Raw genomic sequence first — 24,887 nt, 5'->3', positions numbered from 1 at the left:
GGATTTTTAGTGAGTATTCGACCTCTTTTCGCAGCCCTGGCCGTTCTGGCTCTGGCGGGTTGTGCAGCCGATCCGGCGCCGAATGAACAAATTCGCCTGACCGAACAGGCCTTGATACAAGCCAAAGCCGTGGGTGCCACTGCCGACGAGGTGCCGGAACTGAAACTGGCCGAAGACAAGTTCAGCCGTGCCCAGGGCGACATGGCGGACGAGTCCTACAAGCATGCGCGGATGCGCGCTGAACAGGCCGAGCTGGATGCGCGTTTGGCCGAAGCCAAGGTCCTGACCCTTAAAAGCGAGGAGCAGTTGAACGTGCTCAATACCCGTATCACCCGTCTGCGCAAGCAAGTGGGAGATGCCCAATGAGCCTCAAGTCCCGCGCCATCGGCGGATTGATCCTGGCGGGTTGCGCCAGCCTGTATGGCTGCGCCGGCCAGCACAGCGAAACCGCATTGCAAAACGCCGGTGCCGACTTCCAGAAGGTCAAGGAAGATTCCAACGTGCTGCGAATCGCGCCGAAAGACGTGATTCGCGCCGGAGAGTCCCTGGCCCGCGCCGACCGCCTGTCCAGCTACTGGGGCAGCGGTTCGGACGTGGTCCATTACGCTTACCTGAGCCGGCGCTACAGCGAAATCGCCCGAGAGCACACCAATCAGGTGCTCAATGAGGAGCGCGCGGCGAAGCTCGAACTGGAGCGTCAACGCCTGCAACTGGCCTTGCGCGAGTCCAAGTTGCTCAGTGTGCAGCAACAGGGCAAGTGGCTCGAAGAACAGATTGTCGCGCTCGCCACGACCCAGACCGACCGTGGCCTGGTGATGACCCTGGGCGACGTGCTGTTCGATACCGGCGAAGCGGAGTTGAAAAACTCGGCGAACCGCGTGGTGTTGAAAATCGTGCAGTTCCTGCAGCTCAACCCCAAGCGCGTCGTACGCATCGAAGGCTACGCCGACAGTACCGGTGGCAAGCAGGAAAACCTCAAGTTGTCCCGTGACCGCGCGCAATCGGTGGCCGATGTGCTGATGGACCTGGGCATCGACGATAAACGCATCCAGGTCGAAGGGTATGGTGACGAATACCCGGTGGACGTGAACGCCTCCGAACGGGGCCGTGCGCAGAACCGGCGGGTGGAAATTGTGTTCTCCGACGAAAAAGGCCAGCTCGGCGCCACCCGGTAGGCGCTGGCAGACCCTGCGATCTTTTGATCTTGCTCTTGATACTCAAGTGGGCCTGGAAAGATCGCAGCCTCGTTTCACTCGACAGCACCTACAACCCGGCCTGCCCGTCAGCGCCGGGTTTTTTTGCGCGCCGATTGCCGCACGCTTTCAGTAAAAAACAGTACAGTTTTTGCTGACACTGCACTGTACCGTCGACTATTGTGGCAACTGTCCCCGTACACTTCTAAACTGTTCCGGTATTGTTTCACACAAGAATAAAATGCCCGTGAAATCGAGTGCTGCGTCATGACCAATCTCTTGCTCTACCAACGTATTGCTCAGCAACTGGCCGAAGACATCCGTCGTGGTGTCTATCAACCGGGGGAGCGCGTGCCATCGGTGCGCAAGATGAGCTCGCAGCTCAACGTCAGCCATGCCACGGTGTTGCAGGCCTACGCTAATCTCGAAGATCAGGGGCTGATCCGCGCCCGGCCGCAGTCGGGTTACTACGTGCACCAGACACCGGCCCTGACTGCGCCGACCCCGGACATCGCTCGGGTAGAGCGCCCCGGTCTGGTCACCCGCAGCAGCATCATTCAACAAGTATTGGTCGAGTCCCGCCGCGAGGGCGTGTTCCCCTTGGGCGCGGCCGTGCCGAGCGTCGATTACCTGCCGGTGCGGGCGTTGCATCAGCAACTGGCCAAGGTCACCCGTTTCCATAGCCCGCGCGCTTTCAGCTACATGTTCAGCCCCGGTTTCGAGCCGCTGCGCCGCCAGGTGGCCATTCGCATGCGCGACGCCGGTGTGGTGGTCGATCCGTCCGAAGTGGTGATCACCCACGGCTGTGTCGATGCCTTGCAGATGTCCCTGCGCGTGCTGACCCGGCCGGGCGACTTGATCGCCGCCGAGTCGCCGACCTATTACGGTTTGTTGCAACTGGCTGACCTGCTGGGCCTCAAAGTCATCGAGATCCCCAGCGATCCGGCCACTGGCATGAGCCTTGAAGCGCTGCAACTGGCAGCCAATCAATGGTCGATCAAGGCGCTGGTGCTGACCACACGCCTGAGCAACCCGCTCGGCGGCACCATGCCTGAAGAGCGGCAGAAACAACTGCTGCGCCTGGCCTCGGATTTCGACATCCAGGTGGTCGAGGACGATATCTACGGCGAACTGATGTTCGAACAGGGCCGCACCAAGTCACTCAAGGCTTACGACCGGCTGGATCGGGTGATCTATTGCTCAAGCTTCTCCAAGACCCTGTCGCCAGGCGTGCGGATCGGCTGGATGATCGCCGGCAAGTACCAGCAGGAAATCCAGCGCCTGCAGACCTTCAGTACGCATTCCGCTTGCAGCGTCACGCAGATGGGCATTGCGGCGTATCTGGAAAATGGTGGTTACGACCGACATCTGCGCTACATCCGGCAGGAATATCGCAAGAACCTCAGCGCTTTCCAGCTCGCGGTGCAGCAGTATTTTCCGGAAGGCACGCAGATGACCCGGCCGACCGGCGGTTTCATTCTGTGGGTGAGCCTGCCAGGCCGGGTCAACACGCAAGAACTGCATGTACGGGCTTTGCAGCAAGGCATCAGCATTGCGCCGGGGCTGATTTTCAGTAACACCGAGCAGTTCAATCACTGCATCCGGCTCAATTGCGGTACGCCGTGGAACCGCGAAGCCGAGCGTGCCTTGATGACCCTGGGGATGCTCGCCACGCAACTTTGCCAGGAGATGGCGGGCGGCATTTGAGGGTGCGTTTCCCACCCGAGCTTGTCATGTTGCGTCCAACAAGCGAGCATATGGCACTGCCGATAGTGCCGCTCGCTCCGTTGGGTCCATGAAACCGATTTTTTCCGCCGTCTGGCTTTCGATCTGCCTGTTGATGACCTTCCAAGCGGAAAGCATCATGGCGGCTTCCGTTCCGGAAAAAAACGCCACAAGCACGGCTTCGAAAAAAGCCGCACCCGTCAAGAAAGCTGCTCCGGCCAAAAAGAACGTGGCCAAGGTGAAGAAGCGTCCGCCCATTGCGTCCAAGTCCAAGGCTGCCAGCGAGGTCGTGAAAACCCGACTGCCTTCGGCTGACCTGGATTTGAGTCTGCCCGAAGAGATGGCCGAAGAGTTAAAGCCGATCGGTACAGTTCCATTGCCCCGGCACGACGCCGTGTTGCCGCAAATGTTCGGTGACAAGGCCGGCAGCTCCCCCTTTCAGCTCAACGGGCGACTGATCAGCAACGAAATGAAGTTGCAACTGCGTAACGAAGAACGTCGTGACGTTGATGGTGCCGCGCTGGAGTTCGAGTTCAAACGATAATTTCTTTGCTCTGTGACCCATTCGCCAGACGCTTTGTCGGAGACTGGTCAGTCACGTTCGATCAAGCGTAAAAACCCTGCCTCCGGCAATTTAAAACAACTGTTTTAGCGGTTACTCTGTGCCCCGTCCTTTAACACATCGCCCTTCGCGAGGAGCTCGTCGTCATGAAATGCCGTGAAGGCTGTGGCGCCTGTTGCATTGCCCCTTCCATCAGTTCGCCGATTCCCGGCATGCCCAACGGCAAAGCCGCCGGAGAACGTTGCGTACAACTCTCTGTCGAAAACCTGTGCAGTATTTTCGGCCAACCGGAACGTCCTGCCGTGTGTTCGGCGTTCGAAGCCGACGTCGAAGTCTGCGGAAGCAGCAGTGACGAAGCGATCAGATTGCTGGGCTGGTGGGAGCAGATGACGGCTGCGTGATGTGTTCTACGAACGGAACTTCAACAACAAGGAATAAGACTATGGGTTCGCTGCATCGTATGGCTGTGTTGTGTGGTTTGACGGTGGTGTTGGCGACTTCCGCCGCACAGGCCGAAGACTGGAAGGTGGCCAAGAATGAAGACGGCATCAAGGTGTCCTTGAGCGAAGTGGCCGGCTCCGACTACAAGGCTTATCAGGGCGTTACCCTGATGAAAACCACCATGGCCAAACTGCGCGCACTCCAGGAAGACGTGGCAGGCGCCTGTACCTGGATTCACGAGTGCAAAATGCAGAAGCTGCTCAAGCACGAAGGTGACCAGAGCTGGACCTACACCCAGTTCAATACCCCATGGCCGGTGACTGCGCGTGATTCGGTGCTGCATATCACGACCACCGAAGGCCCCGATGGCAGCCTGACGCGCAAGCTCGAAGGGGTGCCGAAGTACATTCCCGAAGAGAAAGGTTTTGTGCGGGTTACCAAGGTTGAGGGGTTCTGGAAGTTGGTGCCCAAGGGGGATCAGGTCGAAGTGACTTATCAGGTTCACACTGAACCGGGTGGGAGCATTCCGTCGATGGTGGCCAACAAGTTTGTGGTTGATGCGCCGTTCAATACTTTGAAGGCGCTGAAGGAGCGGGCTGAGAAGTAATTGCCTTGGGGGGTGGGTGTACATATCCATTGCTGCGGCGGCGGCTATTGGTTCCGCCGTCACCAAAAAAACGGATATGCCCAAGGTAGAAAACACCTCCCAAGACAGCTACTCGCTGATCTTTTTTATGTTTCCGAATATGCGTTGCACGAAATTTTCACAAAGCCTCCAAGACAATTCGCCCGCGCCAGTCGTGCTGGTCAGTAATCAATGGCAATGCCGCGATTGATCGTGCAACATTTGCGCACCGCGCAAACCCCGGGGCCGATAACTGGCCGACAGAGGGCAGGGCGCAGCTTTATTTTGAAACTTCAACTTCCAATGGGTCCTAAAACGAAATGGCAATCCCGGACGCCCTGAGTCAGCAGCGAGCTTCTAGTCGCCTGCTGCAACCGACCGTCAAATCGCATCTGGCCTACACGTTGCTGTGTGCCCTGGTCATGATGGTCATGTTCAGCCTGCTGCGCGTGGCGCTGCTGCTCTACAACCGCGAGATGATCCTCGACACCCCGGCCTCGACCTTTTTGGAAGCGTTCGCCAACGGTCTGCGCTTCGACCTGCGCCTGGTGGTCTACCTCAGCATCCCGCTGTTGTTGGCTCTGTTCAGCGCCCGTGCCATGGCGGCCCGAGGGTTCTTCCGTTTCTGGCTGACCATCGCTTCGAGCATCGCATTGTTCCTCGGCCTGATGGAGATGGACTTCTACCGCGAGTTCCACCAGCGCCTCAACGGCCTGGTCTTCCAGTATGTGAAGGAAGACCCGAAAACCGTCATGAGCATGCTCTGGTACGGTTTTCCGGTAGTTCGCTACCTGCTGGCCTGGGCCGTGGGCACCTTGATCCTGACCCTGGCGTTCAAGGGCGCCGACCGTGCAACCCGTCCTCGCGGCCCGTTCAGCGGCGGCAGCATCGGCACTCGCCAGATCGCCCCGTGGTACGCGCGCATTACAGTGTTTGTTGTGTGTTTGCTGGTCTGCGTGGTCGCGGCTCGCGGCACCCTGCGCCAGGGTCCGCCACTGCGCTGGGGTGACGTCTACACCACCGACTCGAACTTCGCCAACCAGTTGGGCCTGAACGGCACCCTCTCGCTGATTGCGGCAGCCAAGAGCCGGATGTCCGAAGAACGCGACAACATCTGGAAAGCCACACTGGAGCAGCCACTGGCCCAGCAGACTGTGCGTGACATGTTGCTGACGCCCAGCGATAAACTGGTCGATCCGGAAACGGCCGCTGTCCGCCGCAACTACACCCCGAATGCCGACAAGACCCTGCCGATCAAAAACGTCGTCGTGATCCTGATGGAAAGCTTCGCCGGTCACTCGGTGGGCGCGCTGGGGCGTCCGGGCAACGTCACGCCATACTTCGACAACCTGTCGAAAGAAGGCCTGTTGTTCGACCGCTTCTTCTCCAACGGCACGCACACCCACCAGGGTATGTTCGCCACCATGGCCTGCTTCCCGAACCTGCCGGGTTTCGAATACCTGATGCAAACGCCGGAAGGCAGCCACAAGCTGTCTGGCCTGCCGCAATTGCTCAGTGCCCGTGACTACGACGACGTGTATGTCTACAACGGCGACTTCGCCTGGGACAACCAGTCGGGCTTTTTCAGCAACCAGGGCATGACCAACTTCATCGGACGTAACGACTTCGTTAACCCGGTGTTCTCCGACCCGACCTGGGGCGTGTCCGACCAGGACATGTTCAACCGTGGCCTGGAGGAGTTGAAGGCCCGCGACGGCAAGGACAAAAAGCCGTTCTATGCCTTGCTGCAAACCTTGTCCAACCACACGCCATACGCTTTGCCGACTCCGTTGCCGGTCGAGCGCGTGACCGACCGTGGCAGCCTCAATGAACATTTGACCGCCATGCGTTACTCCGACTGGGCGCTCGGTCAGTTCTTCGAGAAGGCGCGCAAGGAGCCTTATTTCAAGGAAACCCTGTTCGTGATCGTCGGCGACCACGGCTTCGGCAATGAGCAGCAGATCACGGAAATGGACCTCGGCCGTTTCAACGTGCCGATGTTGCTGATCGGGCCGGGCGTGCAGGACAAGTTCGGCCAGGTCGACCACACCGTCGGCACCCAGATCGACATCGTGCCGACCATCATGGGCCGTATCGGTGGCGACGTGATCCACCAGTGCTGGGGCCGTGACTTGCTGAACCTGCCGGAAGGCGACAAGGGTTTCGGCGTGATCAAACCGTCGGGTAGCGATCAGACCGTAGCGTTGTTGACCGCAGACCGCGTGTTGGTACTGCCCAAAGAGATGCCGCCGAAGCTGTATCAATACGAACTCGGCGCCAATCCGAAAGGCGAATTGATCCCGGCGTCCGCTGACGAAGCGGCCCTTAAACAGAAACTCGAGTCGTTCATCCAGACGGCGACCAAAAGCCTGATCGACAACACCGCCGGTGTGGTTGACGGCAAGCCGGACTAAGTTTTCGGCGCAATAAAAAAGAGGCCCTTGAAGGGCCTCTTTTTTTTGCCTGTTAACTTTTTATATCTTGCCGAGTAACAGCAGGATCAACAGCACCACCAATACCACGCCGATGATACCCGACGGGCCATAACCCCAACTTCTGGAGTGTGGGAATACCGGCAGGCCACCTACCAGCAGGAGGATCAGAATAATGATTAAAATTGTGCCCATGTCGATTTCCTTGTTGGAAGTGTTCTGGAATTACCTGGCTATAAACGTTCAGCTGGACTGCAATAAACCCAGGCTGCTTACAAAGTCCGACTGCCGTAGATGAAAGAAAATTCCAAGTTTTTTTAATGTTTTTCGAAGATAGGCTTATTTCGTTTGAGAGAGATTAAGTTGATCCGCCCGCTTGCACGGTTTGCTCAGGCCATTCAGCAATCTGATGGAGCGTGGGTTGGGCGATGTCCTTCGCTACACTCGACGCATCTTCCCCGGAACAACAAGGCTGTTTGCTATGCAAAATCGCATGATGATCACTGGCGCGGGCTCGGGCCTGGGTCGCGAAATCGCGCTGCGCTGGGCGCGTGAAGGCTGGCAACTGGCCTTGTCGGATGTCAGCGAGCCTGGTCTGCAGGAAACCCTGAAGCTGGTTCGCGAAGCCGGCGGCGACGGTTTCATCCAGCGCTGCGATGTGCGCGATTACAGTCAGCTCACCGCTTTCGCCCAGGCCTGTGAAGTCAAACTCGGTGGCATCGATGTCATCGTCAACAACGCTGGCGTTGCCTCGGGCGGGTTCTTCAGCGAACTGTCCCTGGAGGACTGGGACTGGCAGATCGCAATCAACCTGATGGGCGTGGTCAAAGGCTGCAAGGCGTTCCTGCCGCTGCTGGAAAAAAGCAAAGGCAAGATCATCAACATCGCGTCGATGGCTGCGTTGATGCAAGGCCCGGCCATGAGCAACTACAACGTGGCCAAGGCCGGCGTGGTGGCATTGTCGGAAAGCCTGCTGATCGAACTGGCGCAGCAGGAAATCGGTGTGCACGTGGTGTGTCCGTCCTTCTTCCAGACCAACCTGCTGGACTCCTTCCGCGGCCCGACGCCGGCCATGAAAGCCCAGGTCGGCAAATTGCTGGAAAGCTCGCCGATCACCGCGACCGACATTGCCGACTACATCTATCAGCATGTGGCCGCCGGCGAATTCATGATCCTGCCCCACGAACAGGGGCGCATGGCGTGGGCGCTCAAGCAGAAGAATCCGCAGCTGCTCTACGATGAGATGACCATCATGGCCGATAAAATGCGCGCCAAGGCCAAACAGACCGCAGGCTGAACTTGCCCGTTGGCACCGTGATCGCTAGGGTGGCCGCCATCGGTCATCCTCGCGGGACGCTTTGCATGCTCAATTACCTGTGGTTTTTTCTCGCCGCCCTGTTTGAAATCGCCGGCTGCTTTGCCTTCTGGATGTGGTTGCGCCAGGGTAAAAGCGTCTGGTGGGTTGTGCCGGCGTTGCTGAGCCTGACATTGTTCGCGCTGCTGCTGACCCGTGTCGAGGCGACTTACGCCGGACGCGCCTATGCCGCCTACGGTGGCATCTACATCATTGCGTCGATTGGCTGGCTGGCGGTGGTCGAACGGATTCGTCCGCTGGGTTCGGACTGGATTGGCGTGGCGCTGTGTGTGATCGGTGCGAGCGTCATCCTGTTCGGTCCGCGTTTCTCCGCAACCTGACGCAAACCCACAGTGTGTAAGACGTTTCCTTAAGGGGGTTCGTCTTGTGCTGTAGGGCAGGACTGTTTTGCGCTCGTCGCATTGAAGGCCTGTGGCGCGCCGGGCATCTTCAGGGTTCGATAACCTTGAAGGACGAATGCCATGCTTGTACTCAGCCGCGTTGTAGGCGAAATGATTTCCATCGGTGACGACATTTCAGTGCGTATTGTCGGCGTCAACGGCAACACGGTGCGCTTTGGCGTCGAAGCGCCGCAGAGCGTCAATGTGCACCGTGCCGAAGTCTACAAGCGCATCCAGGCCCAACTGGAAAAAAGCAAAGGACGATGAAACATCAATCGAACAGATGTTTGGGCACGTCGTGCTTGAGCATCAACTGGCACTGCTCGCTTTCCGGGTCGAAGACAATCAGCGCCTGGCCCTTGGTCAACGCCTGACGAACCCGCAATACGCGGGTCTCCAGCGGCGTGTCATCGCCGTTGTCGGTGCCGTCACGGGTCACGAAATCCTCGATCAGGCGGGTCAGGGTGTCGACTTCAAGTTGGTCGTGGGGAATCAGCATAGGCACCTCGGCTAAACAATGGGCGCGATGCTACGGCGAATGGACGGTTGCGGCTAGTCTGTGGTTATAGCGTCGCCTGGCGATCCACCAGGCGACCTGCAATCCGTATCAGCTCTCGGACCGCTGCCCCACCAGACTGTCCACCGAAGGCACCCTCGTATCGCTTTCCATCTGCGTATCATGTTCGATTTGATGGCTGAACCGGTCCAACGAGCCCTTGGCCGGCTGCGCATCGCTGGCGAACACTGGCGGGCTGAGAATGTAGGCGCCGAGCAGGCGACTGAGTGCCGCGAGGCTGTCGATGTGCGTGCGTTCATAGCCATGAGTCGCGTCGCAGCCGAAGGCGAGCAGGGCGGTGCGGATGTCATGGCCGGCGGTGACCGCCGAATGCGCGTCGCTGAAGTAATAGCGGAACAGATCGCGGCGCACCGGCAACTCGTTATCGCTGGCCAGTCGCAGCAAGTGCCGGGACAAGTGATAGTCATAAGGCCCGCCGGAATCCTGCATCGCCACGCTGACCGCGTGTTCGCTGGAATGCTGGCCGGGCGCGACCGGCGCGATGTCGATGCCGACGAATTCGCTGACGTCCCAGGGTAACGCCGCCGCCGCGCCGCTGCCGGTTTCCTCGGTGATGGTGAACAGCGGATGGCAGTCGATCATCAGTTCTTCGCCGCTGTCGATGATAGCCTTCAAGGCCGCCAACAAGGCGGCAACGCCGGCCTTGTCGTCAAGATGACGGGCGCTGATGTGGCCGCTTTCGGTGAATTCCGGCAAGGGGTCGAAAGCCACGAAATCGCCGACGCTGATCCCCAGGGAATCGCAATCGGCACGGGTGGCGCAATAGGCGTCCAGGCGCAGTTCGATGTGATCCCAACTGATTGGCATTTCATCCACCGCAGTGTTGAACGCGTGTCCGGAGGCCATCAGCGGCAACACACTGCCCCGAATGACGCCGTTGTCGGTAAACAGGCTGACGCGGCTGCCCTCGGCGAAACGGCTGGACCAGCAGCCGACCGGCGCCAGCGTCAGGCGGCCATTGTCTTTGATGGCTCGAACGGCGGCGCCGATGGTGTCGAGGTGGGCGGAAACGGCGCGGTCCGGGCTGTTTTTCTTGCCCTTGAGCGTGGCGCGGATCGTGCCGCGGCGGGTCATCTCGAACGGAATGCCCAGCTCTTCAAGCCGCTCGGCGACATAGCGCACGATGGTATCGGTGAATCCGGTGGGGCTGGGAATGGCGAGCATTTCCAACAGGACTTTTTGCAGGTAATTGAGATCTGGTTCGGGGATTTTGCTAGTCATGGAAACTCCTGATGAGTTGAGCGCATCGATGGTTTCGATGAGGAAGATTTGTGTCGACTGAACTGACGCCTTGGCGAGCAAGCTCGCTCCCACATTTGACCGCGTACCCCTGTGGGAGCGGGCTTGCCCGCGAAAGCGTCAGCCCAGATAACACATGATTAGGAAATGGCTGGCTGACTGTGCGGAAACAACAAATCCACAAACCGCTCGGCCGTCGGCTGCGGCTCATGGTTGGCCAGCCCGGCGCGTTCATTGGCTTCGATAAACACGTATTGCGCTTGATCCGCCGCGAGCACCATCAGGTCGAGCCCGACCATCGGAATGTCCAGCGCTCGCGCCGCGCGCACGGCTGCATCCACCAGTGTCGGATGCAGGATCGCCGTGACATCTTCAAGCACACCGCCGGTATGAAGATTGGCCGTACGCCGTACAAACAAATGTTCGCCCGCCGGCAGAATGCTGGTGTAGTCGTAACCCGCTGTCTGCACAGTGCGTTCGGTTTCGTGGTCCAGCGGGATTTTGCTTTCACCGCTGGTGGCCGCCTGACGTCTGCGACTCTGGGCTTCGATCAGCGCGCCGATGGAGTGCTGCCCATCGCCCACCACTTCCGCCGGCCGGCGAATCGCCGCGGCGACCACTTCAAAACCGATGACCAGAATCCGCAGGTCGAGGCCTTCGTGGAAGCTTTCCAGCAACACGCGGCTGTCGAACTGGCGGGCGGACTCGATGGCGTGCTGCACCTCTTCAATGGTCCGCAAATCCACCGCCACCCCTTGACCCTGCTCGCCATCCAGCGGTTTGACCACGACCCGTTCGTGCTCGTCGAGAAATGCCAGGTTGTCGTCGGCGTTGCCTGCAAGCAGTTGCGCCGGCAGGTTCAGGCCGGCATTTTTCAAGACCTTGTGGGTCAGGCTCTTGTCCTGGCACAACGTCATGCTGATTGCGCTGGTCAGGTCGCTCAGTGACTCACGGCAACGGACCCGCCGACTGCCATGGATCAGAGTGAACAGGCCCGATTCGGCATCATCGACCTGGACTTCGATGCCGCGCCGATGGGCTTCATCAACGATGATTCGCGCATAAGGATTGAACGCGGCTTCTGGACCAGGGCCCAGGAACAAAGGCTGATTGATCCCGTTCTTGCGCTTGATCGCAAAGGTCGACAGGTTGCGAAAGCCGAGTTTGGCGTAAAGACTTTTCGCCTGGCGGTTGTCATGCAGCACTGAGAGATCGAGGTAACTCAGTCCACGGCTCATGAAGTGTTCGATCAAATGCCGCACCAACACTTCACCGACGCCGGGTCGCGAACAGTGCGGATCGACCGCCAGGCACCAGAGGCTGCTGCCGTTTTCCGGATCGTTGAATGCCTTGTGATGATTGAGGCCCATGACGCTGCCGATGATCGCGCCGCTGTCCTCGTCTTCGGCAAGCCAATACACCGGGCCGCCCAAATGACGCGGAGTCAGCAGGCTGGCATCGATCGGCAACATACCGCGGGCCTGATACAACTGATTGATCGCCTGCCAGTCCGCATCGCTTTGTGCGCGACGAATGCGAAAACCGCGGAACACGCGGGTTGCCTGACGGTAATCGCTGAACCACAAGCGCAAGGTATCCGACGGATCAAGAAACAACTGTGCCGGCTCGAGCCCTAGCACTTGCTGGGGGGCGGCGACATACAGGGCGATGTCTCGCTCGCCCGGCTGCTCATTGAGCAATTCCTGGGCGAGGCTCGACGGATCGGGGAATGTATGGCCGATCAGCAACCGGCCCCAGCCGCAATGCACGGCAATCGGTGCGGCGCCCAGTTCACTGCCGTCTTCGGCCAGGCGCGCCTGCAAGCGTTCGTACGAGGGCGCCTGACCGCGCAACAGGCGTTGGCTGTACGCCGTGGCGTGAGGTTTCATCGATCAGATTCCTTGTTCACTGAGCCACAGGTTCAGTGCCGCCAATTGCCACAGCTTGGAGCCGCGCAAAGGGGTCAACTGGCCTTGTGGATCGGTTAGCAGGCGGTCCAGCATCGCCGGGTTGAACAGGCCGCGATCCTGGCTTGGATCCAGCAGCAATTCGCGCACCCAGTTCAGCGTGTCGCCTTGCAGATGCTTGAGGCCCGGCACCGGGAAGTAACCTTTCTTGCGGTCAATGACTTCGCTTGGAATCACCAGTCGCGCGGCTTCTTTCAGCACTTGCTTGCCGCCGTCCGGCAGTTTGAATTTGCCCGGCACCCGCGCTGACAACTCCACCAGGCGATAGTCGAGAAACGGCGTGCGCGCCTCCAGGCCCCAGGCCATGGTCATGTTGTCGACACGTTTGACCGGGTCGTCCACCAGCATCACCGTGCTGTCCAGACGCAACGCTTTATCCACCGCCGCATCGGCGCCAGGTTGTGCGAAATGCTCCTTCACAAAGTCGCCGGCGGCGTCATTCGCGGTCAGCCATTTCGGCTGTACGGTGGCGGCATAGTCCTCGTAGCTGCGGTCGAAAAACGCCTCGCGGTATGCCGCATACGGATCGGCCGCACCATCGACCTGCGGATACCAGTGATAACCGGCAAACAGTTCGTCGGCACCCTGGCCGCTTTGCACCACTTTGCAGTGCTTGGCCACTTCGCGGGACAGCAGGTAAAACGCAATGCAGTCATGGCTGACCATCGGCTCGCTCATGGCGCGGAATGCCGCCGGCAGTTGCTCGATGATCTCTTTTTCGTCAATGCGCAGTTGATGGTGCTGCGTGTTGTAGTGTTTGGCGATGAGGTCCGAATACTGGAACTCGTCACCGCGTTCGCCGCCGGCATCCTGGAAACCGATGGAGAAGGTCGAGAGGTTTTCCACGCCGACTTCACGCAACAGACCGACCAACATGCTCGAGTCGACACCGCCCGACAGCAGCACGCCGACATCCACCGCCGCCCGTTGACGGATCGCCACGGCGTCGCGGGTGCTGTCGAGGACACGGTCGCGCCAGTCTTCGAGGGTCAGGTTCATCTCATCGGCGCGTGGGCCGTAGGGCAGGGTCCACCAGGTTTTCTGCTCGGTACGGCCATCCGCTTCGATGCGCATCCAGGTGGCCGGTGGCAGCTTTTCAATGCCGGCCAGCAAGGTGCGCGGCGCCGGGACCACCGCGTGGAAGTTCAGGTAATGATTGAGCGCCACCGGATCGAGGATCGGGTTGATGTCGCCGCCCTTGAGCAATGCCGGCAAAGCGGAAGCGAAGCGCAGGCGTTGGCCGGTGCGCGACAGGTACAGCGGCTTCACGCCGAGACGGTCACGGGCGATGAACAGGCGCTTGGCGTCGCGCTCCCAGATGGCGAAGGCGAACATGCCATTGAGCTTGGGCAACAGCGCTTCGCCCCAGGCGTGATAGCCCTTGAGCAGCACTTCGGTGTCGCCGCCGGAGTAGAAGGCGTAACCGAGGCTTTCGAGCTCGGTGCGCAGTTCCGGAAAGTTGTAGATCGCGCCGTTGAAGGCCAGGGACAGGCCCAGTTGATTGTCGACCATCGGCTGCGCCGAGCCGTCCGACAGGTCCATGATTTTCAGGCGACGATGGCCCAGGGCAATCGGCCCCTGGCTGTGAAAGCCCCACGCGTCAGGGCCGCGAGGTGCCAGGTGATGGGTGATTCGTTCAACGGCTGCAAGGTCCGCAGGTTGATGATCAAAGCGTAACTCGCCAGCTAATCCGCACATAAAGTCCTTACCGGTTTTTCCGTTGGGGAGGGTCAATCGATACCCGGCCAAAACGACGGGTACTCAGAAACTGACCCGCTGGGATGGTGGGAGTTTTAGATCGATAAGTAATAAGCATCTGTGGCTGGGAACGACAGCCCTGGCAGAAATGCGCATTGCTGTGGTGGTAATTATTGAAGTGATGCATAGAAGTTGCTGTTGGGATGCACGCTCATTCGACCCGGTATTCGAATTATCAAATGCCTGTCGAGCTTCATAGACTGAAGGCCTCTCAACGCAATAAGGATATTGCTCATGCTGGCTACGACTTCCAAAACCGCCCCCGTGGCGGTGCCCATGACATCGGCACAGCGTCTCGAAGCGTTGTTGGAGCACACAGGCGACCTGGACAAGGCGCAAGTGCTGCAGGCGTCTATCCCACAATGGCTGGCGACGGCGGATCTGAATGAAGTGCAGGCGCTGAAGGCTGCGTTCGAACAGTCATTTGCTGCCCAAGGCAAGGTCATGGAGGTGCTCAAAAAACTCAAGCCGCTGGACGAGTTCTGCAAAGAGCAACTGACCGGGTTTCTCAAGGGCAAATGGACGATCGATTTCGACGTCGAGCGCGACACGCTGGACATCACCAAAATAATCTACACCTCAACGGGTGTGCTCCCGGTCCTTGGCGGCAAGAATAAAGAAACGACCACCTCACGCAGCCTGCTCCAGGCGGCCATGGAAAACTTCACTTCTGCGGAAGCGGCGGGCGGCGGCATTCCGCACTCGGTCGTACGAATCAATAGACAGGCGCAATCAGGCGCTGAAGCAACCCCTGAAAAGTTCGCTGCACTCTGTCGTGAACTCGACCTTGGCGCCCGCTATCAGCGCCATATCGAGCAGGTCCTGGCATTGCCGCCCAGACTCGCACGTGGTGTGCCTGTCGATGATCAGGCCTCCGCGGCGGACATCCGGCGGTTGAAGGTGTTGGACATGCAAGTCGCCCTCCACATGGCCTCCCTGAAAAAGAACATCACGCCCGCGGTCTACACGATGCTGCTGAGTGTGATCGATCAGGATCTCCCGGCTGCTCAAACCAGAGGCGCGCTGTTTGATGGCGGGCCGGTGCATTGGCAGGGCTTGATGATTCATGACGCCTGCATCTGTGGGGCACTGGTATTTACCAAAGTCTCCATCGATACCGAGCCGAAGGCCCGGTGTGTGGTTTATATGCCGAACGAACCCAGACGACCGCTGTATGAATACGCCTCGCTGGATGAATTCAAGGTCTACCTGACCCTCCATTTGCAAAGCAGACGCTACCGGAAGTCTTTCGCCGAGCAGTACCTGCACGGACACGATAAAACCGGGTTTTTTAGCCAGTTTGACAAGGGCAAGACCTTGGGCCCGCTCGCTGCCGCTCCGGCCGATACCTGCCTTGGCGATTTTTCTTCAGTACTTTTGTCAGTACCACGCAAAAAGACGCACGAGTGCTTGCCGTGCCGACTGAAGATGTCGATGAACAACAGCGGGAAACAACCATTCAGGCAGTGCTCGATGGGGGGCTTCTGCTGTTGAACGTAGCTGCTTTTTTCGTCCCGGTGATCGGCCAATTCATGCTGACTGCGGCAGTCGTCGACATCGTCAGTGAGGTCTATGAAGGTGTGGAGGACTGGACGCACGGCGAACGGGCCCAGGCGCTGTCCCATTTGCTGAGTGTTGTGGAAAACGTCGCGCAGTTGGCAGCGTTTGCCGTCGGCGGAAAAATCATCGCGACAGCAATGGGCAAGGGCGCGAAGGAGCAGGAGGCATTTTTCGACGGTTTCGAAGCCATCACTCGCGCTGATGGCAAAGCAAGGTTATGGAAACCCGACCTCGAACCCTATAAACAGACCACAGCGTTGCCAGGCGACATGCAGCCTGATTCGCAAGGGCTTTACCGACATGGCGGACGGACGTCGATCGTCATGGCAGGAACACCCTATCGCACCACCCGTAACGCCGCAGGGTCGGCATGGACCCTCAATCATCCTGTGCGCACTGACGCCTTTGCGCCTGCCGTCGAGCGAAGTGTGGAAGGTGGCTGGCGGCATGCCTATGAGCATGCGCACGAGTGGCGCGACGGTGCTTACGCGCTGGGGCGCACGGATCCGCGCCTCGGCGATCTCGGCAGTGATCTGGAAGCGATTGCCCGCATCACCGACATGACGCCTGACACGTTGCACCTGCTCCATGAAAGCAACCTCAAGCTACCGCAGCGACTGAATGATTGTGTCGAGCGCTTCAGGATTGACCGGCGCATCACCGCGATGGTCGCGGCAATGGAACGGGGAGAGACCGCGAACAAGGCATTCATTCAGGAGCAACTGCATACACTGCCGAGGCTGCCCGGCTGGCCGGCCGATCGCTTCATTGAAGTCCACGACGGGGCGGACCAGGTCGTCTCGCGCTTCCCCGAAACCGCCCCTCACGATGATGACGTGAGCAGCGTGCACATCCTTCAGTCGGATCTGGACTCGGGGAAATTGCTCGATACCGTCATCAGTGGCCTCTATCCGGCAGAAGTGGAGGGCATCGTTGGTCGCACGACGACTGAATCGAAATCGCAGCTGCTGGCAAAGAAGATCGCGACAACGCTCAAGAGCAATCGCCAGCCGCTGTTTCAGTGGCTCTATAAATCGTGGGACGGCACCGCCACCGGTGACGTTGCGACGCTGGGCGAACACGCCGCGGACCTTCCTGTCCGCGTGCGACAGGAATTGCTAAATAACGCTTCTGGCAGGGATCGCCGTTTTCTGCGTGAGCGCAAAATCCTTGGGATGGATCTCGCTCGGCAGGTCAGTGAGGCACAGGCGCTGATCAGGCAGGACCGTGCGCTCACCGGGTTGCATCTCCCGCACCTGGCCAATGCCGACACCGACAGACTGACGCTCGGGTTGATGGACAGGGTGCAAGGCTGGGATGACAGCTGCCGACTGGAAGTGCGACAGGGCTCAGTGACCGGCACCTTGCTGGACAGCGTGGGCGAAGTGGAAGCGCTGTCGCGCGGGGTGATTGTCAAGACATCCACCGGGTATCAGGTCACCCAAACCAACGGCAATGTGTCTTCCACGCTGACGAGCGAGACGCTGCTTCCATCGATAGTGGATGCCTTGCCTGACAGCGCCCGTACCCGTCTCACCAACGACGATACGCTGGATGTCCCGACGCTACGATCTCGGCTGTTGAGGGCCGCCGCCGGCGATCCGGCACGTACCGCGCGGGTGTTGCGGGGGGAACTCAGTGAAACACCCAAGCACCTTTTTGCCTGTGTCCAGGCCGATCCCCCCGCAGCGGGCACTTATGCCAGAGGCTTGATCCGTAAAGTCAGAAAGCTCTATCCACTGTTCACGGATGCCCAGGTTTCGTCGTTTCTCGACAACGCCGGCAGCACCCAGATGCAGCGGGTGAATCGAATCAAGGAGCTGCAGCAGCAACTGAAAAAACTGCTCGGCGTGTTGCACACCTGGCGTGACGATGAAGTGCAAATGAAGAAGTTACCGGGGCAGATCGACGATATCCGCGCCGGCCGTCGTCAGGTGGCCGAAGCCATCGAAAACTGCTGGCGCCGGGTAGAACTGCGAAATCAGCCTTCTACATCGCTCGTGCTGGAGTGCAACCCCGTCGGTCCATTGCCATCGCTGACCGAACCGGATGTCGCCCATGTGCGCAGCCTTTCAATCAGAGACATGCAGGCCGGTGATGAACTGGCGTATTTCCTCGCGCCGTTCAAAGGGCTGGTCACTCTGGAGCTGGACCGCAATCAACTCACACGATTGCCTGAGGCGTTGTCGCATATGCCCGACCTCCAGCACTTGAGGCTGGAGGGTAATCAGCTTCAACTGACTGAATACACCCTGCGCAAACTGGCTGATATGCGCACTTTGCGCACGTTGGGGCTGAGCGGCAATCGCTTGGGAGCCACGATTGATGTCAGCAAAATGCGGGATCTGAAAGAACTGCTACTGCGCGATACTTACGCGACGGAACTGCCTGTCGGGCTGTCCCGCTTGCCGTATCTGGACTTCGTGGACTTGCGAGGAAATCAGATTAGGGAGTTGCCGCAATGGCTGTTCCAACTTCCTCAGCGATTCGCTTTGGCGATCAACCTGCGTCATAACCCCATATCCGAGACGAGCCGAACTGCGCTGGAGGCCTATCGGAGCCGTACGGGCATCGGGATGGGGTTGCTGCAGAATGAAACGGCGGTGCTCAATGATCAAAGGGCTCGAGACCTGTGGATGCCAAAACCGGTTGAAGAGACCTATGCCAGTCGTAATCGTGCATGGCTGGCGCTGAAGAACGAACCCCGGGCGAAAGAGTTCTTTGAACTGCTGGCGGAAGTCGGGAGCTCGGCGGATAGCCGTTTTGTGAACGAAGACATGACCCGGCGCGTCTGGAGTGTCATTGAGGCGACACGGACGGACTCGGCGTTATGCACTCAATTGCTGTCGATGGCAGTGAAAGCCAATTGCGCTGATGATGCGGCGACGATCTTCAGTAACCTCGAGGTTGCCGTCGAGATCGGCAGGGTGGTTCGACAGTCCGCCAATGCCCATGATCAGGCCGCTCGGTTGTTGAAACTGGGGCGAAGCCTGTTCCGTCTGGATTATCTTGGCAGAATTGCTCGGGAACAGGCCCAGGCCAATCCTGCGCTCGATGCGGTGGAAGTGGAGCTGGCTTATCGCACCGGCCTGGCTGACCGGCTCGAACTGATCGGCCAGCCCCGGCACATGCGTTATGCGTCGCTCAGTGGCGTAAAGGCTAATGATCTGGACGTTGCCTACAACAAGGTCATTGCCGCAGAAATCTCATCTGAACTTTCGACTTACATCAGTGGCCGCACGTTCTGGAGCGACTTTTTGCGACAGCATCATGGCCAACAGTTCACCGACCTGACGGCACCCTTTCACGTGCGGATGGAAACAGCCTTCGAAAATGAGGCGACGCTGGGCTCGGACTATCGTCCGCAGGTTGACGGCATCGCCGATGAGTTGAAGCAAGCCGAGACTGCGTTGCTGAAGCGTCTGACCGAGGCGGCCTTGATGGCTGACGAGTCAAGGACTTGCTTTGCGCTGGATTGAGCGCCTCAGGCCTTGCCCCGGATCAATCGGCGCAAGGCAAACCGGTTCGGATGGCACGCCTCGGCCACGGCTCTGGGCACTGGCAACGGTTCGTTATCCAGCCACGCCGCCAGCAACTCGCCTGACAACGGAGCGGTGATCAAGCCTCGGGAACCGTGGCCGCTGTTGACGTAAAAACCGTCCAGCCATGGACAAGGGATGTCCGGGGTTTGCCGGGCATCCTTGCTCAAGGCGCTGTAGGCGTCGACGAACGCCTGGCCGTCGGCCAATGGACCGACAATCGGCAAGTAATCCGGGCTGGTGCAGCGAAACGCTACGCGCCCTTCAAGTGCTTCAGGCTGCAATCCATTCGCGCCGAGCCGAGCGACCAGGTCTACGGAGATTTCTTCGAGCATCTGCAGATTGCCTGCATGTTCGGCAGCGGTCGGCGTCAGGTCGTCGGAGTTGAAATCAAAACTTGCGCCGAGGGTGTGTTCACCCAAACGAGCCGGCGCGACGTAACCTTCGGCGCAGACGACGGTGCTCAGCGCCTGGCTTTCAGAGGTCTGTGGCAGGCGAGTGATTTGCCCGCGAATGCGTTTGAGTGGCAGCTCGCTGCTGTAGGAGAAACGCTTGATCTCGGCAGCGCCGGCCAGTACCACCACCGGGGCTTCGGCCAGCAGGGTTTCGCCATCCAGGGCTTGCCAGTGTCCCTGCACTCGGCGCAACTCCAGCACATCGTGATGGGGCAGGATCTGTATGTTCGGGTGCGCAGCTTGCCATTGGCACAGGGCGGGCGGGTGCACCCAGCCGCCTTCGGGGTAGAACAGGCCACCCGATTGCAGCGCGATGCCGGCACGGATTTCGGCCTGCGTTTGATCGAGCGTGTGCAGCAAGTCCTCGGGAAACGCCGCGGCCAATTGCGCCTGACGCTCGGCTTCCTTGGCGTTGAAGGCCAGTTGCAGCACGCCACAATCGTCCCAGTCGAGACCTCGATGCAAATGCTCAAGCAAGCGTCGGGTGTGGCCGAACCCGCTGACGATCAATTGCGACAACGCGGTGCCATGTGCGGATAGCTTGAGGTACAAAACCCCTTGAGGATTGCCCGAGGCTTCCTGCGCCAGTGCTGCATGACGCTCCAGCAGACTGACCTGCCAACCCCGGGCCGCCAGGCTGGCGGCTGTCGCGCAACCGGCGAGACCGGCACCGATCACCAGGGCACGACGTTCGCTGGTCAAGGAGGCCGGACGGGCAAACCACGGTTTCGCCATGGCGGGCTTCGCGGCCTCCTCAGGCCAACCGAGAAACACCCCGCGCAGGATTTCCCATTTGTGGCCGATGCCGGGCGTGCGCTTCATCTTGAAGCCTGCAGCATTCAACAGACGACGCACCCACCCGGTGCTGGTGAAGGTGCTGATCGTCGAGCCGGGCGCCGCCAGTCGGGCCAGCTCGGCAAACAGTTCGGCGGTCCACATGTCGGGGTTTTTCGCCGGGGCGAAACCGTCGAGAAACCAGGCATCAATCTGCGCATCCAGTTGCGGTAACTGTTCCAGCGCATCGCCGATCAACAGCGTCAGGGTAATGCGTCCCTGGTCCAGAATCAGGCGCTGAAAGCCTTGATGGATTGCCACGTATTGCGCCAACAGTTGATCGGCAAACGGTTTGAGCTCTGGCCACAAGGCCAGCGCCCGCTGCAGATCGGGCAGGCTCAGCGGGTACTTTTCGACACTGACAAAATGCAATCGCGCACCGGCCACCGCGTGCTGCTCGAACAACTGCCAGGCGCACAGGAAATTCAGCCCGGTACCAAAGCCGGTCTCGCCAATCACCAGCCTCCCGCCCACCGGCAATGCGGCAAAGCGTTCACGCAGCGCGTTCTGTTCGAGGAAGACGTAACGGGTTTCGTCCAGCCCGGACAGGTCGGAAAAATACACGTCATCGAACACCCGCGAACGCGGGAGCCCTTGGTCGTCCCAGTCGAGCTGGGCGTGGGGCAATACAGGTTTCATGGCAGGCTCGGCAACGGCAAGGCGGCCATTCTAGCCGATCGCCGCCGACGTGCTTGATCCATGGCAAGGCTTGCCGATCTGGATCAGCGAAACTTCCAGGCCGGGAGGGGCGCTTTGTGGTGAGGGAGCTTGCTCCCGCTCGGCTGCGAAGCAGCTGTAAGCTGGATCTGCGTGTGCGTTTACTGATGTCGGGACGGCTTCGCCGTCCAGCGGGAGCAAGCCCCCTCGCCACAGTTTTCATCTCGGCCAACAAAGATGGATTTCTGCCACGCAGCAGAGGTCAATCCGCTAGTCTTGTTCAATCCTGGAAGGAGCCGTCCCATGTTCGAATCTGCTGAAATCGGTCACGTTATCGACAAAGAAACCTATGATGCCGAAGTGCCGGCTCTGCGTGAGGCACTGCTCGATGCGCAGTTCGAACTTCAGCAGCAAAAGCGTTTTCCGGTGATCATTCTGATCAACGGCATCGAAGGTGCCGGCAAGGGCGAGACGGTGAAACTGCTCAATGAGTGGATGGACCCGCGGCTGATCGAAGTTCGCACGTTCGATCAGCAGACCGACGAAGAACTGGCGAGGCCACCGGCCTGGCGTTACTGGCGGATGCTCCCGGCCAAGGGCCGCATGGGGGTTTTTTTCGGCAACTGGTACAGCCAGATGTTGCAGGCTCGGGTTCACGGCGTGATCAGGAGTCCCAGGCTCGATCAAAGCATCAACGGTGCTGAACGCCTGGAAAAGATGTTGTGCGATGAAGGTGCGCTGATCTTCAAGTTCTGGTTCCACCTCTCCAAGAAACAAATGAAAGACCGCCTCAAGGCCCTCGCCGACGACCCGCTGCACAGCTGGCGCATCAGCCCGCTGGACTGGCAGCAATCGGAGACTTACGACAGGTTCGTCAAGTATGGCGAACGCATTCTGCGCCGCACCAGTCGCGATTATGCACCGTGGCATGTCATCGCCGGGATGGACCCTCGCTATCGAAGCCTGGCGGTTGGCAAGATTTTGCTCGAGGGCCTGCAAGGCGCCTTGAAAAGACCGAAGATTCACCCGGACAAAGTCAGTGCCGCGCCCTTGGCCAGCAGCGTCGATCACGTCAACCTGCTCGACAGCCTCGACCTGTCCCTGCATCTGGACAAGGGCGATTACGAAGAGCAGCTGATCACCGAGCAGGCGCGGTTATCGGGATTGATGCGCGACAAACGCATGCGCCGCCACGCCTTGATTGCGGTATTCGAAGGCAACGACGCAGCCGGCAAGGGCGGGGCGATCCGCCGGGTTGCCGCAGCACTCGATCCCCGGCAATACAGCATCGTGCCGATTGCGGCTCCCACCGAGGAGGAGCGGGCACACCCGTACATGTGGCGTTTCTGGCGGCATATTCCGGCGCGGTCGAAATTCACCGTGTTCGACCGTTCCTGGTATGGCCGGGTGCTGGTGGAGCGCATTGAAGGCTTTTGCAGCCCGGCGGACTGGCTGCGCGCCTACAGTGAGATCAACGACTTCGAAGAGCAGATCGCCGATGCCGGGGTGATCGTGGTCAAGTTCTGGCTGGCCATCGATAAAGAAACGCAAATGGAGCGCTTCGAAGAGCGCGAGCAGATTCCTTTCAAACGCTTCAAGATCACCGAAGATGACTGGCGCAATCGCGAAAAGTGGGATGCCTACCGGGCTGCGGTCGGCGACATGGTCGACCGTACCAGCACTGAAATTTCACCTTGGACGCTGGTGGAAGCCAACGACAAGCGCTGGGCGCGGGTCAAGGTTTTGCGCACGCTCAACCTGGCGCTGGAAGCGGCGTTCGAAAAGTCCGACAAGCATGAGAAAAAGCTGAAAAAGCTGAAGACTTGAGCCGATGGCTGCGCATACGCGGGGTGAATGATTGTCGCGACCGGTCACGGGTGGACTTATGCTCGCTCCACTCTTCTCAACCGATAACAACAATGAGGTATGCCATGCGTGAAGTGGTGATCGTCGACAGCGTGCGGACCGGCCTGGCCAAGTCCTTTCGCGGCAAGTTCAACCAGACCCGTCCGGACGACATGGCGGCTCATTGCGTCAATGCACTGCTGACACGCTCGGGCATCGACCCTGCCAGCGTCGAGGATTGCATCGTCGGTGCCGGCTCCAACGAAGGTGCCCAGGGCTACAACATCGGCCGTAACGTCGCGGTGCTGTCGCGCCTGGGCACCGGCACCGCCGGAATGACCCTCAACCGCTTCTGCTCGTCGGGCTTGCAGGCGATTGCCATTGCGGCCAACCAGATTGCTTCGGGTTGCAGCGACATCATTGTCGCCGGTGGTGTCGAGTCCATCAGCCTGACGATGAAAAGCGTCAACACCGACAACCTGATCAACCCGCTGCTGAAAGAGCAGGTGCCGGGCATCTACTTCCCCATGGGCCAGACCGCCGAAATCGTCGCCCGTCGTTACAACGTCAGCCGCGAAGAACAGGACCTGTACGCCCTGCAAAGCCAGCAGCGTACCGCTCAGGCGCAGGCCGCCGGTTTGTTCGACGATGAAATTGTGCCGATGGCGGTGAAGTACCGCGTTGAAGACAAGGCCACCGGGCAGGTGCAGATCCTCGACGGTATCGTCGATCGTGACGACTGCAATCGTCCGGACACTACGCTGGAAAGCCTGGCGGGATTGAAACCGGTGTTTGCCGAAGACGGGTCGGTCACGGCGGGCAACTCGTCGCAGCTGTCCGACGGTGCTTCGATGACGCTGGTGATGAGTCTGGAAAAAGCGCTGGAACTGGGGCTGAAACCGAAAGCGTTCTTCCGTGGTTTCACCGTGGCAGGGTGTGAACCGGATGAAATGGGCATCGGCCCGGTGTTCTCGGTGCCAAAGTTGCTCAAGGCCAAGGGGTTGCAGGTGGCCGACATTGATCTGTGGGAGCTCAACGAAGCGTTCGCGTCGCAATGCCTGTACAGCCGCAACCGGCTGGGAATCGATAACGAGAAGTACAACGTCAATGGTGGGTCGATTTCCATCGGCCACCCGTTCGGCATGACGGGCTCGCGTCAGGTTGGGCATCTCGTGCGGGAATTGCAGCGGCGGAACTTGCGTTACGGCGTTGTGACCATGTGCGTTGGGGGCGGGATGGGGGCCACGGGGTTGTTTGAAGCGGTGCAGTAATTGCCTTGGTATTTGTAGGGACAGTTACATAGTCATCGCGGGCAAGTCGGATCGTCGTACCGCCGCTCCGACTTGCCCGCGATGCAGGCGCCTCGGTCTATCGGCTGGCGCTCAAAAGCTGCATCCGCGCGACATAAGCCTCAATCTCCCGCGCCGCCGCCTCCGGGTTTTCAAACGGCCCCTCTTGCGTGTTTTCCCGGGTGCTGAAATACAATTCCCCGTTTACCCGACACATCCGGTCGCTGCGAAAGTGTGTGGCGGGGGCGTTGTCCTGGGCGCGCATGCCATACATGGCGGTCTCCTGAAGGCTGGTGGATCCAATGAGCTTATGCATGAACCGCTTACCGCGCCTGGCCAACCGATCGACGGCAAATCGCCAATTTATTGCTGCGACCCGCACAGTTTCATTTGCGTCTGCTTGCCAACTGTCCCTGTGTGCCAGGCGCCGCTGA

Annotated in this window: 22 protein-coding genes; 15 read left to right on the top strand and 7 right to left on the bottom strand. The window is 59.5% G+C overall.

Going from position 1 to position 24,887, the window contains the following annotated elements:
• Window positions 1–9 precede the first annotated feature (9 nt).
• The 8 genes from ACM6I5_RS28505 (at window position 10) to ACM6I5_RS28470 (ending at window position 6,960) form a co-directional block, all read left to right on the top strand.
• Complete coding sequence (locus ACM6I5_RS28505; protein WP_017340077.1) at window positions 10–366, top strand: DUF4398 domain-containing protein; 357 nt, start codon at window positions 10–12, stop codon at window positions 364–366.
• Window positions 363–1,175, top strand: a complete 813-nt coding sequence (locus ACM6I5_RS28500) for an OmpA family protein (RefSeq protein WP_052909718.1) — start codon at window positions 363–365, stop codon at window positions 1,173–1,175. The genes ACM6I5_RS28505 and ACM6I5_RS28500 overlap by 4 nt, the downstream gene beginning before the upstream one ends.
• Window positions 1,176–1,460: 285 nt before the next feature.
• Window positions 1,461–2,900: a PLP-dependent aminotransferase family protein gene (locus ACM6I5_RS28495; protein WP_017340075.1), complete on the top strand. Its 1,440-nt coding sequence runs from the start codon at window positions 1,461–1,463 to the stop codon at window positions 2,898–2,900.
• An 88-nt stretch (window positions 2,901–2,988) separates the two neighbouring features.
• On the top strand, window positions 2,989–3,462 hold the full coding sequence (locus ACM6I5_RS28490; protein ID WP_017340074.1) for a hypothetical protein: 474 nt from the start codon (window positions 2,989–2,991) through the stop codon (window positions 3,460–3,462).
• Between the two features lie 164 nt (window positions 3,463–3,626).
• Entirely contained in the window at window positions 3,627–3,881 is a 255-nt protein-coding gene (locus ACM6I5_RS28485; protein WP_017340073.1) for a YkgJ family cysteine cluster protein, read from the top strand.
• Between the two features lie 41 nt (window positions 3,882–3,922).
• Complete coding sequence (locus ACM6I5_RS28480; protein ID WP_017340072.1) at window positions 3,923–4,528, top strand: START domain-containing protein; 606 nt, start codon at window positions 3,923–3,925, stop codon at window positions 4,526–4,528.
• 16 nt (window positions 4,529–4,544) lie between these two features.
• Complete coding sequence (locus ACM6I5_RS28475) at window positions 4,545–4,757, top strand: hypothetical protein (RefSeq protein WP_414878071.1); 213 nt, start codon at window positions 4,545–4,547, stop codon at window positions 4,755–4,757.
• A 109-nt stretch (window positions 4,758–4,866) separates the two neighbouring features.
• Entirely contained in the window at window positions 4,867–6,960 is a 2,094-nt protein-coding gene (locus ACM6I5_RS28470) for an LTA synthase family protein (protein WP_017340070.1), read from the top strand.
• A 60-nt stretch (window positions 6,961–7,020) separates the two neighbouring features.
• On the opposite strand, the gene ACM6I5_RS28465 is transcribed toward ACM6I5_RS28470, so the two are convergent.
• Window positions 7,021–7,179: a DUF3309 family protein gene (locus ACM6I5_RS28465; RefSeq protein WP_174602692.1), complete on the bottom strand. Its 159-nt coding sequence runs from the start codon at window positions 7,177–7,179 to the stop codon at window positions 7,021–7,023.
• Between the two features lie 280 nt (window positions 7,180–7,459).
• Here ACM6I5_RS28465 and ACM6I5_RS28460 point away from each other — a divergent pair, with 280 nt between their 5' ends.
• The 3 genes from ACM6I5_RS28460 to csrA all read left to right on the top strand — a co-directional run bounded on the left by ACM6I5_RS28460 (window position 7,460) and on the right by csrA (window position 9,000).
• Complete coding sequence (locus ACM6I5_RS28460; protein ID WP_017340069.1) at window positions 7,460–8,275, top strand: SDR family oxidoreductase; 816 nt, start codon at window positions 7,460–7,462, stop codon at window positions 8,273–8,275.
• A 65-nt stretch (window positions 8,276–8,340) separates the two neighbouring features.
• Window positions 8,341–8,673, top strand: a complete 333-nt coding sequence (locus tag ACM6I5_RS28455) for a YnfA family protein (protein WP_017340068.1) — start codon at window positions 8,341–8,343, stop codon at window positions 8,671–8,673.
• 141 nt (window positions 8,674–8,814) lie between these two features.
• Window positions 8,815–9,000, top strand: coding sequence for a carbon storage regulator CsrA (csrA, locus tag ACM6I5_RS28450; protein WP_017340067.1), 186 nt, complete (start codon window positions 8,815–8,817; stop codon window positions 8,998–9,000).
• Window positions 9,001–9,004: 4 nt separating this feature from the next.
• On the opposite strand, the gene ACM6I5_RS28445 is transcribed toward csrA, so the two are convergent.
• From ACM6I5_RS28445 to ACM6I5_RS28430, 4 genes are all read right to left on the bottom strand, one after another.
• Window positions 9,005–9,232 (bottom strand): YheU family protein, encoded by a 228-nt coding sequence (locus ACM6I5_RS28445; protein ID WP_003199186.1) that lies wholly within the window; start codon window positions 9,230–9,232, stop codon window positions 9,005–9,007.
• A 108-nt stretch (window positions 9,233–9,340) separates the two neighbouring features.
• On the bottom strand, window positions 9,341–10,531 hold the full coding sequence (locus ACM6I5_RS28440; protein ID WP_017340066.1) for an osmoprotectant NAGGN system M42 family peptidase: 1,191 nt from the start codon (window positions 10,529–10,531) through the stop codon (window positions 9,341–9,343).
• Window positions 10,532–10,689: 158 nt separating this feature from the next.
• Window positions 10,690–12,438, bottom strand: coding sequence for an N-acetylglutaminylglutamine synthetase (gene ngg / locus ACM6I5_RS28435; protein WP_414885130.1), 1,749 nt, complete (start codon window positions 12,436–12,438; stop codon window positions 10,690–10,692).
• A gap of 3 nt (window positions 12,439–12,441) precedes the next feature.
• Window positions 12,442–14,214, bottom strand: coding sequence for an N-acetylglutaminylglutamine amidotransferase (locus ACM6I5_RS28430; RefSeq protein WP_017340064.1), 1,773 nt, complete (start codon window positions 14,212–14,214; stop codon window positions 12,442–12,444).
• A 294-nt stretch (window positions 14,215–14,508) separates the two neighbouring features.
• On the opposite strand from ACM6I5_RS28430, the gene ACM6I5_RS28425 reads away from it, so the two are divergent.
• Both ACM6I5_RS28425 and ACM6I5_RS28420 read left to right on the top strand, forming a co-directional pair.
• Window positions 14,509–15,768 (top strand): dermonecrotic toxin domain-containing protein, encoded by a 1,260-nt coding sequence (locus ACM6I5_RS28425; RefSeq protein ID WP_414885129.1) that lies wholly within the window; start codon window positions 14,509–14,511, stop codon window positions 15,766–15,768.
• Complete coding sequence (locus ACM6I5_RS28420) at window positions 15,690–19,313, top strand: NEL-type E3 ubiquitin ligase domain-containing protein (RefSeq protein ID WP_414885128.1); 3,624 nt, start codon at window positions 15,690–15,692, stop codon at window positions 19,311–19,313. Before ACM6I5_RS28425 ends, ACM6I5_RS28420 begins: the two co-directional genes overlap by 79 nt.
• A gap of 5 nt (window positions 19,314–19,318) precedes the next feature.
• Here the strand turns inward: ACM6I5_RS28420 and mnmC are convergent, their stop codons facing one another.
• Window positions 19,319–21,301, bottom strand: a complete 1,983-nt coding sequence (gene mnmC / locus ACM6I5_RS28415; RefSeq protein WP_017340062.1) for a bifunctional tRNA (5-methylaminomethyl-2-thiouridine)(34)-methyltransferase MnmD/FAD-dependent 5-carboxymethylaminomethyl-2-thiouridine(34) oxidoreductase MnmC — start codon at window positions 21,299–21,301, stop codon at window positions 19,319–19,321.
• A gap of 321 nt (window positions 21,302–21,622) precedes the next feature.
• Here mnmC and pap point away from each other — a divergent pair, with 321 nt between their 5' ends.
• Entirely contained in the window at window positions 21,623–23,146 is a 1,524-nt protein-coding gene (gene pap, locus ACM6I5_RS28410) for a polyphosphate:AMP phosphotransferase (protein ID WP_414878075.1), read from the top strand.
• A gap of 104 nt (window positions 23,147–23,250) precedes the next feature.
• On the top strand, window positions 23,251–24,435 hold the full coding sequence (locus ACM6I5_RS28405; protein ID WP_414878076.1) for a thiolase family protein: 1,185 nt from the start codon (window positions 23,251–23,253) through the stop codon (window positions 24,433–24,435).
• A 97-nt stretch (window positions 24,436–24,532) separates the two neighbouring features.
• Here ACM6I5_RS28405 and ACM6I5_RS28400 read toward each other — a convergent pair whose 3' ends face one another.
• Window positions 24,533–24,727 (bottom strand): DUF6316 family protein, encoded by a 195-nt coding sequence (locus tag ACM6I5_RS28400; protein WP_017340059.1) that lies wholly within the window; start codon window positions 24,725–24,727, stop codon window positions 24,533–24,535.
• Window positions 24,728–24,887: the final 160 nt, after the last annotated feature.

The organism is Pseudomonas sp. IT-P171, from assembly GCF_949767765.1.
Lineage (GTDB): Bacteria > Pseudomonadota > Gammaproteobacteria > Pseudomonadales > Pseudomonadaceae > Aquipseudomonas > Aquipseudomonas fluorescens_B.
This window is presented reverse-complemented; position numbering and strand designations above follow the sequence as displayed.